Origin of the sequence: Leucobacter chromiireducens, from assembly GCF_051993095.1 — a bacterium.
In the GTDB taxonomy this organism is placed as follows: domain Bacteria; phylum Actinomycetota; class Actinomycetes; order Actinomycetales; family Microbacteriaceae; genus Leucobacter; species Leucobacter chromiireducens.
The window spans coordinates 1-17,797 of the sequence record NZ_CP197024.1 but is presented as its reverse complement, the minus strand read 5'-3'; the positions used below and the strand labels follow the sequence as shown (position 1 = coordinate 17,797).

Genomic DNA, 17,797 nt, shown 5'->3' with positions numbered 1-17,797 from the left:
GATCGGGATAGAATCGGACGTATGGCAGCAGCTGGCAAAAATGTAAGCAAGCGCGCGTCGGGCGAGCTCGACCGCGAACGTGCGGAGCGCGCTTCCGCACGCAAGGACGCTCCGAACCCGGTGTGGTTCAAGCCCGTGATGTTCGGCTTCATGCTGCTCGGGCTCGTGTGGATCGTGCTGTTCTACATCACGAGCGGCAGCCTGCAGCTGCCCATCCCCGCGCTCGGACAGGGAAACATCTTCGTCGGCTTCGGGCTCGTGCTCGTCGGCTTCCTCATGACGCCGTGGTGGAAGTAACCCGATCCCACTGATCGAATGACACATTTCTTGTCATTAATCACACCGGTGTAATTCGTCCCCAACTGGGGAGGAATCTGTGGATAACTTCCCTTCGATGCACTGACTGAAACACTTCAGGCCCGAATCCCTCGCTGGGGATCCGGGCCTGAAGTGTCTCTTCTCCGCGTTCGACGCTTTAGAAGATTGCGGGCATCACCACGAGGTAGGCGCACGACAGTGCCGCGAGCACGACGCCGAGGCCCACCAGGCCCCAGATCCGAGCCTGACGGCGGCGCGGGCCGCGCGTTGCGAGCAGGACACCCATCGTAGCCGCGCCGACAATCATGCCGCCGAGATGGGCCTGCCACGAGATCGCAGCGCCGGGGATGAGCCCGATGCCGAAGTTGATCGCGAGCAGAACGGCGAGCGAGGTCACGTTGACGCGTGCCGCGCGGAACGCGACGAGCGTCGCCGAGAGCACGCCAAAGATCGCGCCGGACGCTCCCACCGTAGGGATGTTGATGGTCTCGGGCGACAGGTACGCCCAGAACATCACGCCCAGCGAGCCACCGACCCCCGCGAACAGGTAGAGCGTCAGGTACGCCCCGCGCCCAATGGTCTGCTCGAGGTTTCGGCCGAACAACCAGAGCGCATACATGTTGAACAGGATGTGGAACAGGAACCCGGTCGAGTGCGTAAACATCGCCGTGAACATGCGCCAGGGCTCAAAGCCCATTCCCGTCGGCAGAACCGCGTCGGGCAGCGAGTACAGGGGCGCGTACCAGAGGGTACGCGTCACCTCGTCAGCACCGAAGTAGTGGCTGATGAGCTGCAGCACGAACACCACGGCGCACGCGATCATGATGCCGTAGGTCACCGGGGTGTCAGACCCCAAAATCCGCCGTCCCGTGACGCGTGACGCTCGCGCCGCCCGCTTCGCGGTGCTCGGCTGAGTCTGCTTCACGCATTCCGGGCACAGCACGCCCACGGCCGACACCACCTGACAGTCCGGGCAGATGGTGCGGCCGCAGCGCTGGCACAGCGTGAAGCTGTGCACGCGCGGGTGGCGATAGCAGACGTCGTCAGGCCCGTATTGGACGCGCTCGCCGTACGCGGGCCCCGATCCGTTGCTCGCCACTTCTGTGCCTTAGGCCGCGACGATGTCGACGCCGGAGATCACGACGTCCTCGACGGGGCGATCCATTGCGCCGGTCTGTACACCCGAGATCGCCTCGACCACGGCCTGCGACGCCTCGTCCGCAACCTCACCGAAGATGGTGTGCTTTCCGGTCAGCCACTCGGGTGCCGTGGTGGTGATGAAGAACTGCGAGCCGTTGGTGCCCGAGAGGCGGCCGGTCATGTCGGGGCGCTTGCCGGCGTTCGCCATTGCAAGCTGGTACTTCCGGTCGAACACGAGCTCGGGGTGGATCTCGTCGTCGAAGTTGTAGCCGGGGCCGCCGGTGCCGGTGCCCGTGGGGTCGCCGCCCTGAATCATGAAGTCGCGGATGATGCGGTGGAAGATGACGCCGTCGTAGAAGCCCTTCTCCGACAGGTCGACGAAGTTCTTCACCGTCTTCGGGGCGTGATCGCCAAAGAGGTTGACGACGATGTCGCCGTGGTTCGTGTGAATGGTCGCTACCGCAGTGTGAATGGTCATAAGCACTAGTGTAGGCGGGCCTCCCGCCAGGAACTGAGCGCGCACCGGGGTTCCTGTGAGGCACAGCTGAGAATCCCAGGCACTCCTGCGCCGGGGCCGCGTTTGACGGGAAGATCGGTGTAGCGTGGAGACAGCGAGCACCCTTGCTTCCCGCCTCGCCAAGCTAGGAGGACCGTAATGAAACTCTCACGCAAGCGCCGCCGCGAACTGCGCAGCCTGCGGGGTGACGCGCAGGAGCTGCTCGATCAGCAGCGCGTCGTACTGAGCCACGCCGGAGATGTACTCTCCCAGGCCGGCCAGCAGGCCAAGCTGCTCAGTGACGAGCACCTCGCACCGCGGATCGAAGGCGCGATCGACGCCGCCCGCCCGACGGTTGACCGCGGTGTTGCTTCGGCCCGCCGCGCAGCCGACAGCGTGCGCCGCGTCACGACCCCGCTCGTGGCGAATGCTCTTGCGCGCACCATTCGCACGCTCGACGAGCTCGACAGCGGCGAGGCTGCTGCCCAGGTGCGCGGCTTCGGCGAGCGCGCTGGTTACCTCGCGCCGCAGAAGAAGAAGCGCCGCGTGGGCGGCTTCGTCGCACTCGGCCTGGGCGTTGCCGCCGCGGCCGGCGTGGGGTACGCACTGTGGCAGGCGTTCCGCACGGACGATGAGCTGTGGGTGGCTCCCGAGCACGATTCAGCTCGCTGAGCCCACGTTCCACACGGAGCGCACGATGAGAGGTGTCGCGATCGGTTCGCCGATCCGGCACCTTTCGCGTTTGCGGTCGCTATTCAGCCGGTGCGCTGGGGGCAGTATCGGCCGGGCTCTGCTGACCGCTCTGCCCTCCGCGACCGCGGCCCCCGCGATTCTGCGGCGGCTTCCCGCCAGACTTGCGCTGACCAGACTTGCTCGGGGTCGAACGGCTCTGACCCGCTTTGCTCGGACTCGTCTTCCCTGCAGCGGCCTTCCCCTGCCCGGAACGGGCTTGCCCAGTCTTCGCCGGCGCAGCCTTCGCCTGCTTGGCCCCGGACTTCGCCTGGCCTTTCCCTGACCCGTTCGTGGGTCGTCGCCCGATTCCGGCCATCCGCAGCGCTGTCTGCACGAGCGAGAGCGTGCGCAGCTTCCCGAGTTCACGGATGGGCACCCACCGCGCCTCGTCGGAGGATCCATCCACCTCGTGCTGCAGCGGCCCGTCTTTCACCGTCGCTCGGTAGACGATGCGAATGGTGTGCAATTCGGGATCGGTCCCCTCGGGCACCTCTTCACGCACCATCACGCGCGAGTCCACACCGAGCAGCTTCCCGACCTTCGCTTCAAGCCCGGTCTCCTCGAGCACCTCACGCACCACCGCGTCGCGCGGATCCTCGCCGGCTTCCAGCCCGCCGCCCGGCAGCGTCCACCCGTGGAGATGGCCACGTCGCCAGTGGGTGAGCAGAATCTTCCCGCGCCGCTCTACCACCGCGTAGGCGGCCACTCGAAGATCCATGGCACCGAGCCTAGCCTGTCGCGCCGTGAGCGCCCCGGTGGCGCTCCGCAGCGCGGGCGATGGCGACGGTCTGTGCTCGCCACCCCACCAGCCACCGCTCGAGCCGGTCATACGCGTCGGCGCGTGGGGCCGGAGCTGAGAGAAACAGGTCGTGCAATCCACCACTCACACGATCAACGGTCACACTGGGCCCGAGCCGGAGCGCGGCACGCGCCACCGCCTCGACATCGAGCACTGTGTCCGCACGCGTGAGATCCTCGCTCCACCGAAGTGGCGCGATCGAGCGTTCAGAAAGCAGTACCTGGATCGGGATCGGGATCCCCAAGCCCTTGCTCACGCGCTCATGGCCCGCGAGGATTGCTCGCAGCCATCCCGCCGACATTGTGTGGCTACGTTCGGGCCGCCACTCGAGATTGAGGTGAGCAAGTTCGTCCGCCGGCCCAACCTCCCGCTGCGCACGCATGTAGTACCCGGCATCGATCTGTGGCGCCATCTCTTTCGGCGTCATCCGGGCACTCAGGCTGACAAGGGGCGCGATCGCTTGCCGCCCCGCGGTGGCCAGCTGAAACTCGAGCCAGGGGCTGTTCAACACAAGCGCCGCCGCTGCGCCGGGGTGACGCGCGGCCCAGAGGCTCAGAACCAAGCCGCCCGTGGAGTGGCCGAGGAGCACGAGCTCGCGCTCGGGGCCCTCCTCAGCGATGCACGCAACCGCCTGGTCGATCTCGGCGTCGTAGTCTTCGAGATGTTCGATGTAGCCCGGCGTCTGCCCGGGGCGGAGGCTTCGCCCATACTTGCGCAGGTCGAGCGCGTAGAAGCGGGCGCCGCGGCTCGTCCAGAAGTGTGCCAGCTCGGTCTGGAAGAAGTAGTCCGACCAACCGTGGACGTAGAGCACGTCCACGCCGTCGAGCTGGGGCGCGTGCCCGCGAATCCGTTCCCAGAGACTCAGTGGCTCAGGCAGGCACCGCACGAGCGTTGCGCAGAGCGGACCTTCTTCGTCCGCACCGAGATCGAGCTCGGTGCAAGAAAACCCTGCACCGAGCACATCCCCGCACCATTCCGTCATGCTCGTAGTCTAGGACGCGCTCCGCAGTGTGAGGTCGCCAGCCGAGATGTTCGCCGTAATTGTGTGCGGCGAGGTTGGCGAGGTGCGCAGGCGATTGGTGATGTCGCCCAGTGTCACCGTCGTGTCCACGTGGTACTCGGCGTCCGGCAGTGTCATCGTCACGGATCCAAGGCTGGTTTCGACGTTCACGGCATCGGGTGCGGCCCCGCGGAGCGTCGCGTCAGCATCCCCCATCGACACCTCGAAGTCCGCGGTGCGCACGCCGCTCAGTTCGCCCACGAACTCGCCAACGCCGACGGTCACGTCGAGTGAGCGCGCAGCACCGTTGAGCTCCGCGCGGCCCGCCCCGATCTCGACCTCCACGTCGCCGAAGCTGCCCTCCGCGGTGACCTGGCCTGCCGCGAGCTGAATATCGGCATCGAGAGGCTGGGTGCGGTACGCCTCAGGCAATGTGAGGGTAATCGAGCTCGAGCCGATACGGCGTTCCGGCGGGCAGAAGCCAAACCAGCAGCTGCCCGCTCCGACACGGTCTGGGGTGTCGAGCACGAGGGCTCCCCCATCGCGACGCAGCTTCACGCGGTCAGCCTGCGCCCCGCGGACAGTGAGCTCCGCGTCCACAACGTCGCCGTAGGCGAGCGTAAAGTCCGCGGCACCGATGTGCAGCTCAAGCTCGGTGATCCCGCGCGCAGAGGCCGCTGTAGCGCCCTGCTGATCGCTTCCGCGGTTCCACACGACCGCGGACGCCGCTGAGGCGCCGACTGCGAGAAGCGCCGCGCCGCCCAGCACGGCCGTGACGATCGCTACAGGGCCCGTGCCGCGGCGACGAGGCCCCCTGGGGCCCTGAGGCGGGAGATCACCCGCCGGAGCGGTGTACGGTGCGGCTCCGGGCTGCGTGGGCTGAGGGTTCGGCATGGTGGTCATCGGGTGGCTCCCGTCTGGGGCGGTGTGTTGGGCTGCGGTGGCACCGCGCCCGTGCTTTCAAGGTGCGCAATCGCGGCGAGCACTCGGCGGTTGCCGAACTCGTCCGGCTCGAGGCCGAGCTTCTGGAAGATTGCGGTGATGTGTTTCTCGACGCTTGCCTCCGAAAGGAAGAGCAACGCCGCAATGGCCTGATTCGAGCGTCCTTCGGCGAGGGCGGCGAGCACCGTGCGCTCGCGGTCAGTGAGCGCGCTCATGCGGTCATCTCGTCCTCGCCGCGTGAGCAGCTGCGCGACCACTTCCGGGTCGAGCACCGTCGCCCCGTGCGCGATTCGATCGACCGCGTCGATGAACTCAGCCACATCGGCCACGCGGTCTTTCAGGAGGTACCCGAAGGCACCGCCCTGCGCAGCAATGAGTTCGCTCGCGTAGCGCTCTTCGACGTACTGCGAGAGCACGAGCACTGGGAGCTGGGGGTGCTCCGCGCGGAGCGCGCGCGCCAGCCGGATCCCCTCGTCGGTGAAGGTCGGGGGCAACCGCACATCGAGGATGCAGAGCTCGGGATCCTCGGTGCGCACCGCTTCGGGGACCCCCTCCGTGGTGGGGTGTGCCGCGACGACAGTGTGTCCGGAGTGCTCGAGCAATCGCACGAGCCCCTCACGCAGCAGAACGGAGTCTTCGCAGATCAGGATGCGCATGGGACGCTCACCTCCAGTGCCGTGGGCCCGCCCTGCGGGCTGTCGAGTCGAATGGTGCCGCCGGCCGCGACCACGCGGTTCGAGATCCCGTCGAGTCCCCCACCGGGCAGCACGCGTGCGCCGCCAATGCCGTTATCCTCGACTCGAGCCCAAAGCGTGCCGCCGTCGCGCAGGCGCACCGTCACGCGGCACTCGCTCGCCCGCGAGTGCTTCGCCGCGTTCGTGAGCGATTCGGCGATCACGAAGTACACGGCGGTCTCAGCCTCCTTCGTGCAGCGCCCGTCCAGACGCACGTCGAGCAGTACGGGGATGTGCGATCGGCCGGCGAGCGCGGAGAGTGCCGCGTCGAGCCCACGATCGTCGAGCACGGAGGCGTGGATACCGCGTGCCAGTTGCCGCAGTTCTGTGATCGCCGCCTTCGTCGAGGTGTGCGCCTCTGCGATGAGCGCCTTTGCCTCATCCGGGTTCGCATCGATCTGCTGCTGGGCAAGCCCGAGCGTCATGCCGACCGACACGAGCCGCGGCTGAACGCCGTCGTGCAGATCCCGCTCAATGCGTGTCCGCTCCACCTCTGCGGCGCGCACTGCGCCCGCCCGCTGTCTGGCCGAGGTCTGCGCATCTGAGGTGAGCTGCTGGGTGCGCGCGCCGGAACGAATAATCGCCACCGTGATGGCACGGTGCAGCAGCGCAAGGCCGAAGATTCCCGCAGCGCCAAAGAGCACCACCAGCAGTGCCCAGAAGGGCGATGTCTGCTCGTCGAAGAGCCCGAACAGTGTGCCCAGCGCGGGATCCGGGGCGCCGATTCCCCCGAAGAGCCCCGAGGCAGCGTTGATCCCGGCCCAAATGGTGCTCTGCGCGAGCACGAGCGCCACGGTACCGAGCACTGTCGCGCTCATGAAGCTGCCGAGCGCCTGCCACATGCGGCCGTCGCAAAACTGCGCCCACAGCCCGCGCAGGTACCCACCAAAGCCGGGACCCCGTGCCGAGACGGGGCGAAGTGCTGGGACATCGAGTGCGTACAATCCTGCCACTCGCTCGATCTCGAACCAACCAACGCCGTACATTGCGTAGACCAGGGCGACGAGCATTACGAGGCCGATGCCCAAGACGATCGCGGTCGCAACGCCCACACTGGCAAGTCCCAGCAGGATCGTGAAGACGATCCACCCCCCGATGCCGAGCGCGGCGAGGTGGAGAATCGTGAGGGCGAGGCGCAACGGAGGACGTGATGCCGATGCGGGCGTGGCGGGCTGTGCGCTTGCTGCTTGTGCACCTGCCGCGGTGTGGGCCGCTGGGGCCGAAGAACTGCTCATGCTTCTCAGTTTGGCCCCTCGGGCGGCGTCTGCCCACCCGGCCGACCAGACAGCTCGGTTCGGGGTTTCCCTACCCGGGTCCGTGGTTCGGAGACCCCGGAAACGCAAATCACCCCCGGGCATTGCCCGGGGGTGATTTCTGGCCGTGGATCCTGGGAGAATCGAACTCCCGACATCCTGCTTGCAAAGCAGGCACTCTACCAACTGAGTTAAGGACCCGTTTCGATCAACATTATCATGCAAATCGGTGGGGCTACCAGGACTTGAACCTGGGACCTCTTCATTATCAGTGAAGCGCTCTAACCACCTGAGCTATAGCCCCTCGACCAGAAAGTAACTTTACCGGAAGAGAAACGAAAGTTGAAATCCAGTTCGCATTTCGGGCGCGTTGCGCGGAATTTCGCGGCATTTGGGCCCCGGTCTCCCGGGCGACACACCCGGGAAACGGGAAGGGCACCGGTCCCCCAACCGAGTCTTATCCTCGGTAGGCCGGTGCCCCGTTTCTGCTTCTGAAGCGCGTTTAGTTGCTCGTGAAACCGAGCTGGAAACCACCCAGTACGCGCACCAGCAGGTTGTAGACCAGCGAGGCGATCGCGCCAAGCGCGGTGCCGACGATCACGTTCAGAATCCCGACAACCACCGAGAGTCCCAGCACCTGCGGGAACCCAATGATCTTCATGAGGCTCTTGTCCTCACCCACGATGTCCATGAAGAGCGAATCAACCTGGCTGAACACACCCGTCTGCAGCAGGACCGTGTACACGAGGATCGTCGCGACGATGCCCACGATGGCGAAGCAGATGGACACCAGGAAGGAGAACTTCACCGCAGACCAGAAGTCGACGTAGACGAGCTTCAGTCGGACCTGCTTTGCAGGAGCCTTCTTGCGGGTCTTCTTGGCCAGCTTGTCGGCAACAGTATTACTCATTCAGGTCTTCCTCGTTTTCCGCGGTCTCGGCGCCCGGTGCTTCGGACTCAGCGTCGTCGAGCCCGCGTTCCGAATTTCGCGCGATGCCAATAATACGGTCCGCCTCTGGGAATCGTGCAAACACGACGCCCATTGTGTTCCGACCCTTTGCGGGAACCTCGGACACGTTCGACCGCACGACCTTGCCGCTTGCAAGCACGACCAAGACCTCGTCCGCCTCGTCCACGATCAGCGCACCCACGAGATCGCCACGGTTCTCATCAAGCTTTGCAACCTTGATGCCGAAGCCGCCGCGCTGCTGCACGCGGTACTCGTTCGCGGCGGTGCGCTTCGCGTAGCCGCCCTCAGTCACGACGAACACGAACCCGCCCTCGTCGCTCACGCGGGAGGCAGAGAGCAGCGCGTCATCATCGCGGAAGTTCATGCCGCGAACGCCGCTCGTCGAGCGACCCATGGGACGAAGAGCCTGATCAGAGGCAGTAAATCGAACGGACATGCCGTGTCGTGAGACCAGCAGCACATCATCATCCGCCTCAGCGATCAGCGCAGAAACAAGTTCATCGCCGTCGCGAAGCTTGATCGCGATGATGCCGCCCGTACGATTCGTGTCGTACTCCCCGAGCGCAGTCTTCTTGACGAGCCCGTCACGGGTTGCAAGAAGGAGGTAACCACTCTCGAAGTCACGCACATCGAGAATCTGCGTGACGGTCTCATCGGGAGCCAGGGCGAGCAGGTTCGCCAGGTGCTGGCCCTTTGCGTCGCGCCCGCCCTCAGGAATTTCGTACGTCTTCGCGCGGTACACCCGCCCCGTGTTCGTGAAGAACAGCAGCCAGTGGTGGGTGGTCGTCACGAAGAAGTGCTCGACAATGTCGTCTGCGCGCAGCTGCGCACCCTTGACACCCTTGCCGCCGCGGTGCTGCGAGCGGTAGTTGTCGATCCGCGTACGCTTCACGTAGCCACCGCGGGTGACCGTCACCACCATCTCCTCTTCGGGGATGAGGTCTTCCATCGACATGTCGCCATCAAACCCGTGCAGGATCGTCGAGCGCCGCTCATCGCCGAACTTGTCAACGAGCTCACTGAGCTCCGTGACAATGATGCTGCGCTGCTCAGTCGGCGATGCCAGGATCCCCTGGTACTCCGCAATCTGGGCCTCGAGCTTCGCAGCGAGGTCCAGGATCTTCTGCCGTTCCATTGCCGCGAGGCGGCGAAGCTGCAGTCCGAGGATCGCGTCGGCCTGGATCTGGTCGACATCGAGGAGCTGCATGAGCCCTTCGCGTGCTTCCTCCACGGTCGGCGAACGCCGGATCAGCGCGATGACCTCGTCGAGCGCGTCGAGCGCTTTCAGGTAGCCGCGCTGGATGTGTGCCTCGGCTTCGGCCTTCCGCAGGCGGTACTCCGTGCGGCGAACAATAACCTCAACCTGGTGCTTTGCCCAGGCGGTGATGAACCCGTCAAGCGACAGCGTGCGCGGCACACCATCGACAATCGCGAGCATGTTCGCGCCGAAGTTTTCCTGCAGCTGCGTGTGCTTGTAGAGGTTGTTCAACACAACCTTCGGAATGGCATCGCGCTTGAGCACGATCACCAGACGCTGACCCGTACGACCACTCGTCTCATCGCGGATATCCGCGATGCCCTGCACCTTGTTTTCCTTGACGAGGTCGGCGATCTTGACCGCGAGGTTGTCCGGGTTCACCTGGTACGGGAGCTCCGTCACCACGAGGCAGGTACGGCCCTGGATTTCCTCAATGTTGACCACTGCTCGCATTGTGATCGAGCCGCGGCCGGTCCGGTAGGCCTCGCGAATACCCTTCGTACCCAGGATCTGTGCCCCGGTCGGGAAGTCTGGTCCGTGCACGCGCTCCATGAGCGCTTCAAGCAACTCCTCGCGCGTTGCGTCGGGGTGCTCAAGGTGCCAGATCGCTCCCTCAGAAACCTCACGAAGGTTGTGGGGAGGGATGTTCGTGGCCATGCCCACTGCAATACCCACGGAGCCGTTGACAAGCAAGTTTGGGAAACGGCTCGTGAGAACCGTCGGTTCCTGCGTTCGCCCATCGTAGTTGTCCTGGAAATTGACGGTGTCCTCGTCGATATCGCGCACCATCTCCATGGCGAGCGGGGACATCTTGGTCTCGGTGTATCGGTGAGCTGCGGCACCGTCGTTGCCGGGTGAGCCGAAGTTTCCCTGTCCCAATGCAAGCGGGTATCGAAGCGACCACGGCTGCACGAGGCGCACCAACGAGTCGTAGACCGCGCTGTCGCCATGCGGATGGAACTGGCCCATCACGTCTCCGATGACACGCGTGCACTTCGAGAACGCCTTGTCCGGGCGGTATCCCCCGTCGTACATCGTGTAGATGACGCGGCGGTGCACGGGCTTGAGGCCGTCACGCACATCGGGCAGCGCACGGCCCACGATCACGCTCATGGCGTAGTCGAGGTACGAGCGCTGCATCTCGAGCTGCAGATCGACCTGATCGATCCGTCCGTGAACGGCGTGCTCTTCCGGCTGGGTCTCGTCGGTCACGGGATCGGTCTCCGGGGTCTGATTCTCAGATGTCAAGGAATCGCACATCCTTCGCGTTCTGCTGGATAAACGAGCGGCGTGCTTCGACGTCTTCCCCCATCAGGGTGGCAAAGATCTCGTCAGCAGCGGCCGCGTCTTCCATGGTGACCTGCAGCAGTGTGCGGGTCTCGGGGTTCATCGTGGTGTCCCACAGCTCTTCGTGGTTCATCTCGCCCAGGCCCTTGTAGCGCTGCACGCCACTCTCCTTCATGAGGCGTCGACCGTTCTCGGCGCCTGCTGCGAGTCGTTCGTCGCGCTCATCATCGCTGTACACGTACTCGTGATCGGCGTTTGTCCACTTGATCCGGTACAGCGGTGGCTGAGCGAGGTACACGTAGCCAAGATCAATGAGCGGACGCATGTAGCGGAAGAGCAGCGTGAGGAGCAGCGTCGTGATGTGCTGTCCATCAACGTCAGCATCGGCCATGAGCACGATCTTGTGGTACCGAACTTTTTCGGGATCGAACTCTTCGCCGATGCCGGCACCAAATGCCGTGATCATTGCCTGCACTTCGGCGTTGTTGAGCGCACGATCGAGACGAGCCTTCTCAACGTTCAGGATCTTTCCGCGCAGCGGCAGGATCGCCTGGGTGTGAGGATTACGGCCGGTTTTCGCGGAACCACCTGCGGAGTCGCCCTCCACGATGAAGATCTCGGAGATCGTGGGATCCTTGCTGGTGCAATCGGAAAGCTTGCCGGGCATGCCCCCGGACTCCAGCACGCTCTTGCGTCGTGCGGTCTCGCGAGCCTTCCGCGCGGCGAGTCGAGCGGTGGCCGCCTGAATCGCCTTCCGGATAATGTCCTTGGCCGGACCAGGGTTCCGCTCGAGCCAGTCCCCCAGCTGATCACCCACTACCTTCTGCACAAAGGCCTTCGCCTCGGTGTTTCCGAGCTTCGTCTTCGTCTGGCCCTCGAACTGCGGTTCTCCCAGCTTTACTGAGATGACTGCGGTGAGGCCCTCACGCACGTCGTCGCCCGAGAGGTTGTCGTCCTTCTCGCGAAGAATGTTCTTGTCGCGCGCGTAGCGGTTCACCAGCGTGGTGAGCGCCGCACGGAAACCCTCTTCGTGGGTGCCGCCCTCGTGGGTGTTGATCGTGTTGGCGTAGGTGTGCACGCTCTCGGTGTACGCATCCGTCCACTGCATCGCGATCTCTACCGCGATCTTGCGCTCTGTGTCTTCCGAGTCGAACGAAATGATCTCTTCGTGGACCAGGGTGGCGCGCTTCGCTGAGTTCAGATGCTCGACGTAGTCCTCGATGCCCTTTTCATACAGGAACTCATCGTGGGGAGCGGCCGGAATCACGAGCTCGCCGTCGGCGTTCTCGACCGCTTCCTGCGGGCGCTCGTCAGTCAGTGTGATTTTGAGGCCCTTGTTCAGGAAGGCCATCTGCTGGAAACGAGTACGCAGCGTCTGGTAGTCGAAGTCGACCGTCTCGAAGATCTCGGCGCTCGGCCAGAAACTAATCGTGGTGCCGGTTTCCTCGGTGGGTTCGCCCTGCGCCAACGGCGCGTCGGGAACGCTCCCCGTAAACGACATGTTCCACGTGAAACCTTGACGCTTCACCGCGACAGCAAATCGCGTTGAGAGGGCGTTCACTACCGAGGATCCGACGCCGTGGAGGCCGCCCGAAACCGCGTACCCGCCGCCGCCAAACTTTCCGCCGGCGTGCAGCACCGTGAGTACGACCTCGACGGTCGAGCGCCCCTCGGTGGGGTGAGGGTCGACAGGAATACCGCGACCATTGTCGATGACCCGGACACCACCGTCCGGGAGAATCGTCACGTTGATCGTGTCGCAGTATCCTGCGAGCGCCTCATCAACGGAGTTGTCAACGATCTCGTACACCAGGTGGTGCAGGCCCCGGGGGCCAGTCGAGCCGATGTACATGCCAGGACGCTTGCGAACCGCTTCGAGGCCCTCAAGCACCTGAATTGCGCCGGCGCCGTACTCTTCCGCGGCTGCGGCCTGTTCTGAACTCATGCCTGTGAATGATCCTTTTCTTGGCGTCTCAGAGCGTCGTTTGACCCCAGATACTTCCGCACACCAGTCTATCAAGAATCCCGCGTCGGAGCCGGGATTCTGGGCCGGTGGGGTGGGGTTTTCCTGCGGGATCGCCCCTTTGCTAGTTGTGCCTCGCAGAGGAAGGTGGTCGCCTAGCCGTACGTGTCCCTCGGGCCACGGCCCGGGACGGTCCGCGGTCCGTGACGCCAGCTCGGAGCGCCTGGAGCAAGGAAACGAATATCGCGAACTTCTGCACCGGGGTACTCCCGGAGGAGCCGCGTAAGCATCTCCGCGCGAAGGCGGCGAAGCTCAGTTGCCCAGGTGGTCGAATCGCACTGAATCTGAAGGACGCCGTGAGAGATTCCCATCACCGTCGTGTGCTCAGCGGTTGCCGCCCCGGCAAACTCCGGCCACTCCCCCATAATCCGAGCCTGCTCGAGCTCAAGACTCCACCCCATCTCGCCGGCCATGGTGGAGAGTACATCCCCGAGTGCCCGTGGGTCTCGGCCAATTCCGAAGGCCTGCCCCCCGGGACCATCTGCAGCAATCCGCTGGCGCCGGCGGACTGGCCGCCCGCGCCAGACTGACTTGGCGCGGAGGTATGCCTCGCTCGCGAAACCGAGCTCTGAGCCCTGCTGCATCAGGCACCTCCCGCGGGGCCGGCCTCGACAATCTCGCCGGCCTTGATATGAATCCGGTGCCAGGATACGTCGTCTGGGACGTCACTTTCCACCGCCGCGGTCACAATTACTTGCTCGTAGTCCTGGACAGCGCTCATCAGCCTCTCCCGGCGGCGCGCGTCAAGCTCGGCGAAGACATCATCCAGAATGATGACCGGATCCCCCGCAGGCGATTCTTCGCGGAGGAGTCCTGCGAGGGCGAGCTTGAGCGAGAGAGCAAAAGACCAGGATTCGCCATGGCTGGCGTACCCCTTGACTGGAAGATCGTTGAGGCCGAGAAGCAGGTCGTCGCGGTGCGGTCCGACAAGTGTGACTCCGCGCTCAATCTCTTTGGAGTGCACCTTCTCGAGCGCGGTGCGGATCTCGGCCGTGAGTGTTTCACGTGAAACGGTAGCGAGTTCAGCCATCGAGGGTGTTTCACGTGAAACACCCTCCTGCACCACGTCTCGGACAGATTCGCTCAGCTGCAAGCTTGGTCGATGATCCTGCTCGACGAGCGATGCGTAGCTGGTGTCAAGAATGGGCTGTAGATCTCGCGCGAGTTCGCGTCTCGCCAGCATGATCTGCGCGCCGAAGTTCGCGAGCTGTTCGTCCCACACTTCAAGCGCCGCGCTCGGTGGGCCACTTCGCCCGCGCGACGACTTCAGCAGCGCGGTGCGCTGGCGCACCACTCGTTCATAGTCAGAAAGAGCGCCCGCAGCCACCGGGTGGCGGAGAACGAGAGATTCATCGAGGAAGCGGCGCCGTAAGGATGGCTCTCCACGAACGATTGTGAGGTCTTCCGGTGCAAACAACACGGCTGCGAACCAGCGAGTTACCTCTCGCGGGCGACTCACATTTCGATTGACCTGTGCGCGGTTCGGCCGGTCGCGATTGATCTGGAGCTCAAGCAACACTTCCCGATCGACAGCGATGACGCGGAGTCGCGCGATCGCCGATTCTGCCCCCGCACGAACAAGTGCGGCATCCCCCGTGACACGATGAGAACGCAGCGAGGCAAAGTAACCGATCGCCTCGACGAGGTTGGTCTTGCCCTGACCATTGCGGCCAACGATCAAGTTCGGGCCGGGTTCGAGCGCGAGCTCAGCGGTGCGGTAGTTTCGAAAATCGCCGAGCGAGAGATGTGCAACCCGCACCGCTCCCCCGTTTCCTAGCGCAACAGCAGGTTGGGCTGGAGGAGATACTTGAAGCTCTCCTCGTCTACCTCGTCCTTGCTGCGCTGACTCGTGATCAGCACGGGACCCGGCTTGCCCGGGTTGTCCGTGCGCGTGAATGCAATTCGCGCATACTCGGAATGAGTTGAACGCAGACCATCAAGCAGGAACTGGGGCTTCAGCGACACCACCATTTCCTCTCCGACCAGGTGAGCGTCCACGGTCTCGACCGCCTGAGCGGACTCGGTTCCGGCCGCCTCAAGCGTCACCGTTCCCTCAGCAAAAGAGAATCGAAGCGCTGCCTCGCGCTCGAGCACTAGACCCACACGACCCACTGCTTCAACGAGCTCGGCGGTGTTCACCACTGCGTAGTTGTCAACGCTCTCCGGGAAAAGCCGTCCGACCGGCGGATAGTTGCCCTTGATGAGCAGCGACGTGACCGTCTTGGTGCCCCCGGTGAAGGCGATGAGCTCGCGTTCGCCGTCCTTGATGATGGAAACGTTGACCTGGCCGTCACCCGAGAAGGTCTTGCCGACTTCGGTGACGATCTTCGAGGGAACCAGAGCGGAGAGCGCGTCTTGATCACCCGCGTGTTCCCAGTCGATTCCACGGGTAGCCACGCGGTACCGGTCGGTCGCGGTCAGTGTCAACGAGTTCTCGCTGATTTCGAACTGTACGCCCGTGATCACGGGGGTGACGTCGTCCTTCGAAGCTGCAAGAGAGACCTGCGCAATAGCGTCCGAAAAAACGTCAGCAGGTACGGCGCCCGAGACTGCGTCGACGCGGGGAATCTGCGGGTACTCCTCAACCGGCATTGCCGGGAGGCTGAATGACGCCGAGCCACACCGAACTTCGACGCGGCTCTCGAGGAGAGTGACCTCGACGTCGGCGTGCGGAAGTCGCTGCGCGATCTCGCTCAGCAACCGACCAGAAACAAGTGCTCGACCGGCCTCAGTGACCTGCGCAAGAACGCTCGTGCGAGCAGAAACTTCGTAGTCAAAAGAAGAGACGGTGAGGCTTTCACCTTCAGCCTCGATGAGTGCACCACTGAGCAGTGGCTGCGTCGGACGCTGCGGAAGCAATTTCACCGCAAACGAAACGGCCTCACTAAAGACATCACGGTTAACGGTGAATCGCATGGGGATGCTCCTTCCGCCCGTGAGCGTGGCTGAGTCGATGGGCTTCACAATCTTTGCACACTCCGCGAGGAGGAGCATCCAAAGGGCGTGTCACGCCACTTTGAGTCCCGCTCGATCGCGTGATCGAGTTTGTGACAAAAAATAAGAGAAATTGTTAACAGTGTTAACGGCTGTGGATTGTGTGGATAAGTCACAACTTCTTTGTCGACCACAGGGAACTACAGCTGTGTCACTTGTTGGCAGGCTTGGGATAGATCCACTTCCGCGGAGTGACAAGAAAGTTGTGAGACGGAGTCCCACTCACAGGCCTGTGGATTTCTTCCACAGAAACGCGCGAGTTCTCCCCAGCTATCCACAGATCTTGTCACAGTTGTGGATAACTCGTCTCACCGCGTGCCCTGTTTGATGCGCGTGGTGAGCTCGGTCACCTGGTTGTAGATTGAACGACGTTCAGCAATGAGCTGCGAGATCTTCTTGTGCGCGTACATGACCGTTGTGTGATCGCGCCCTCCGAAGAGCTGACCGATCTTCGGAAGCGACAGCGGGGTGAGCTCGCGGCACAGGTACATCGCGATCTGGCGCGCGGTGGCGATCTGCTGGGCACGCGTGGGTCCGTACAGATCATCAACCGAGAGATCGAAGTACTCCGCCGTGCGGCTAATGATGTCCGAGGGCTGTACCTCGTTGTCGGCGTCAAGGGTGATGAGATCCTTGAGCACGGTGTGGACCAGCGCCATGTCGATCCGCTGCTGATTCAGGCTCGCGTACGCGGTGACCCGGATGAGGGTGCCCTCGAGCTCGCGAATGTTCGAGGAGAACTTGCTCGCGATGAACTCAAGGATGTTGTGGTCGATTTCGAGGTTCTCGCGCTGCGCCTTCTTCCGAAGGATCGCGATACGTGTTTCGAGGTCAGGCGCCTGGATATCGGTGAGCAGACCCCACTCGAAGCGAGAGAGCATGCGCTCCTCGAAGCCCCGCAGTTGCTTTGGCTGCACATCGCTGGTGATGACCACCTGCTTGTTGTGGTCGTGCAGGGTATTGAACGTGTGGAAGAAGGCTTCCTGAGTCTCCACCTTGTCTTCGAGGAACTGGATGTCGTCCACGAGCAAGATGTCCACGCTGCGGTACCGCGCGTGGAAAGCGGCACCCTGGTTGTTCGCGATCGAGTTGATGAAGTCGTTCGTGAAGTCCTCGGAGCTCACATAGCGCACGCGCACCTCGGGGAAGAGCTCCCGGGCGTAGTGCCCGATTGCGTGCAGCAGGTGAGTCTTACCGAGCCCCGAATCACCGTAGATGAAGAGCGGGTTGTACGCGCGTGCGGGTGCCTCGGCAACGGCAACCGCAGCAGCGTGTGCAAAGCGGTTTGACTGGCCGATCACAAAGCTGTCGAAGCGGTACTTCTCGTTGAGTCGACTATCCCCGGGATCATCCCCGCCGTGCCGCCCACGCGGCTCGTGTACGGGGCGAGTCGGTTCGGGGCGAGCGCTCGGCTCGTCGAACGGGGCGACCGGCGCGGCAGCCGCAGGCGCCTCCGCAACCGGCTCAGGGTCAAGAGAGGGGTGTGCGTCCTCATCGACGATTACCACGAAATTCTGGATCTCCTGTGCGTCGGGGATCGCGGCAATCGCCGTCATGATCGCCGGGCGCAGTCGGTTTTCAAGGAGCTTGAGGGTGAACTCGAGCTGCACCGCGAGGTAGAGGGTGCCGGCCGCAATACCGCGGGGCAGGGCGAGCGCCAGCTGTGCGCCGACAGCGGGACCGACAGCAGGGTCGGCCATCACAGCCTGGGTCACGCGGTCCCAGACCTCTTGTACTTCGTCCTCAGTCACGCAAATACCCGGCTCGTTCGTAGTGGTGGTTGAACGATGTTATACCCAGGCTTATCCACAGAAGGTGAACCAAAACTCGGGGGAATTTCGGCGATCTTGT

The 17,797-nt window shown here is 63.7% G+C and carries 16 protein-coding genes and 2 tRNA genes; 2 read left to right on the top strand and 16 right to left on the bottom strand.

Translation table 11 applies throughout. The annotated features are described in order from the left end of the window. The first annotated feature begins 21 nt into the window (after window positions 1–21). Window positions 22–297 carry a cell division protein CrgA gene (locus ACR81A_RS00090; RefSeq protein WP_202380497.1) on the top strand — a complete coding sequence of 92 codons (276 nt, stop codon included), beginning with the start codon at window positions 22–24 and terminating at the stop codon, window positions 295–297. Between the two features lie 178 nt (window positions 298–475). On the opposite strand, the gene ACR81A_RS00085 is transcribed toward ACR81A_RS00090, so the two are convergent. Together ACR81A_RS00085 and ACR81A_RS00080 are read right to left on the bottom strand one after the other, a co-directional pair. Then, a complete protein-coding gene (locus tag ACR81A_RS00085) occupies window positions 476–1,417 on the bottom strand; it encodes a rhomboid family intramembrane serine protease (protein WP_440312191.1) in 942 nt (313 codons plus the stop codon). Between the two features lie 9 nt (window positions 1,418–1,426). Continuing rightward, complete coding sequence (locus ACR81A_RS00080) at window positions 1,427–1,936, bottom strand: peptidylprolyl isomerase (RefSeq protein ID WP_202380499.1); 510 nt, start codon at window positions 1,934–1,936, stop codon at window positions 1,427–1,429. 177 nt (window positions 1,937–2,113) lie between these two features. Here ACR81A_RS00080 and ACR81A_RS00075 point away from each other — a divergent pair, with 177 nt between their 5' ends. After that, the gene (locus ACR81A_RS00075; protein ID WP_202380500.1) at window positions 2,114–2,626 is read left to right on the top strand and encodes a DNA/RNA helicase; all 513 of its coding nucleotides are present in this window, start codon (window positions 2,114–2,116) and stop codon (window positions 2,624–2,626) included. A 79-nt stretch (window positions 2,627–2,705) separates the two neighbouring features. On the opposite strand, the gene ACR81A_RS00070 is transcribed toward ACR81A_RS00075, so the two are convergent. From ACR81A_RS00070 to dnaA, 14 genes are all read right to left on the bottom strand, one after another. Beyond that, a complete protein-coding gene (locus ACR81A_RS00070; RefSeq protein WP_440312190.1) occupies window positions 2,706–3,404 on the bottom strand; it encodes an NUDIX hydrolase in 699 nt (232 codons plus the stop codon). A 10-nt stretch (window positions 3,405–3,414) separates the two neighbouring features. After that, the gene (locus tag ACR81A_RS00065) at window positions 3,415–4,467 is read right to left on the bottom strand and encodes an alpha/beta hydrolase (protein WP_440312189.1); all 1,053 of its coding nucleotides are present in this window, start codon (window positions 4,465–4,467) and stop codon (window positions 3,415–3,417) included. Between the two features lie 9 nt (window positions 4,468–4,476). Further along, window positions 4,477–5,388, bottom strand: a complete 912-nt coding sequence (locus tag ACR81A_RS00060) for a hypothetical protein (protein WP_440312188.1) — start codon at window positions 5,386–5,388, stop codon at window positions 4,477–4,479. Beyond that, window positions 5,385–6,083: a response regulator transcription factor gene (locus tag ACR81A_RS00055; protein ID WP_202380503.1), complete on the bottom strand. Its 699-nt coding sequence runs from the start codon at window positions 6,081–6,083 to the stop codon at window positions 5,385–5,387. The genes ACR81A_RS00060 and ACR81A_RS00055 overlap by 4 nt, the downstream gene beginning before the upstream one ends. Then, window positions 6,071–7,396, bottom strand: a complete 1,326-nt coding sequence (locus ACR81A_RS00050) for a histidine kinase (RefSeq protein ID WP_440312187.1) — start codon at window positions 7,394–7,396, stop codon at window positions 6,071–6,073. The genes ACR81A_RS00055 and ACR81A_RS00050 overlap by 13 nt, the downstream gene beginning before the upstream one ends. A gap of 146 nt (window positions 7,397–7,542) precedes the next feature. Then, window positions 7,543–7,615 (bottom strand) — tRNA-Ala (locus ACR81A_RS00045). Between the two features lie 29 nt (window positions 7,616–7,644). Next, window positions 7,645–7,718, bottom strand: a tRNA-Ile gene (locus ACR81A_RS00040). 198 nt (window positions 7,719–7,916) lie between these two features. Beyond that, window positions 7,917–8,324, bottom strand: a complete 408-nt coding sequence (locus ACR81A_RS00035; protein WP_202380505.1) for a DUF3566 domain-containing protein — start codon at window positions 8,322–8,324, stop codon at window positions 7,917–7,919. Beyond that, the gene (gene gyrA, locus ACR81A_RS00030; protein WP_237462161.1) at window positions 8,317–10,902 is read right to left on the bottom strand and encodes a DNA gyrase subunit A; all 2,586 of its coding nucleotides are present in this window, start codon (window positions 10,900–10,902) and stop codon (window positions 8,317–8,319) included. The genes ACR81A_RS00035 and gyrA overlap by 8 nt, the downstream gene beginning before the upstream one ends. Continuing rightward, window positions 10,880–12,874: a DNA topoisomerase (ATP-hydrolyzing) subunit B gene (gene gyrB / locus ACR81A_RS00025; protein WP_202380506.1), complete on the bottom strand. Its 1,995-nt coding sequence runs from the start codon at window positions 12,872–12,874 to the stop codon at window positions 10,880–10,882. Before gyrB ends, gyrA begins: the two co-directional genes overlap by 23 nt. 173 nt (window positions 12,875–13,047) lie before the next feature. Beyond that, window positions 13,048–13,536, bottom strand: coding sequence for a DUF721 domain-containing protein (locus ACR81A_RS00020; RefSeq protein WP_202380507.1), 489 nt, complete (start codon window positions 13,534–13,536; stop codon window positions 13,048–13,050). Continuing rightward, complete coding sequence (gene recF / locus ACR81A_RS00015) at window positions 13,536–14,711, bottom strand: DNA replication/repair protein RecF (RefSeq protein WP_202380508.1); 1,176 nt, start codon at window positions 14,709–14,711, stop codon at window positions 13,536–13,538. The genes ACR81A_RS00020 and recF overlap by 1 nt, the downstream gene beginning before the upstream one ends. 14 nt (window positions 14,712–14,725) lie before the next feature. Continuing rightward, window positions 14,726–15,868 carry a DNA polymerase III subunit beta gene (gene dnaN / locus ACR81A_RS00010; RefSeq protein WP_440312186.1) on the bottom strand — a complete coding sequence of 381 codons (1,143 nt, stop codon included), beginning with the start codon at window positions 15,866–15,868 and terminating at the stop codon, window positions 14,726–14,728. A gap of 386 nt (window positions 15,869–16,254) precedes the next feature. Continuing rightward, window positions 16,255–17,646, bottom strand: a complete 1,392-nt coding sequence (gene dnaA, locus ACR81A_RS00005; protein WP_237462275.1) for a chromosomal replication initiator protein DnaA — start codon at window positions 17,644–17,646, stop codon at window positions 16,255–16,257. Window positions 17,647–17,797 lie beyond the last annotated feature (151 nt).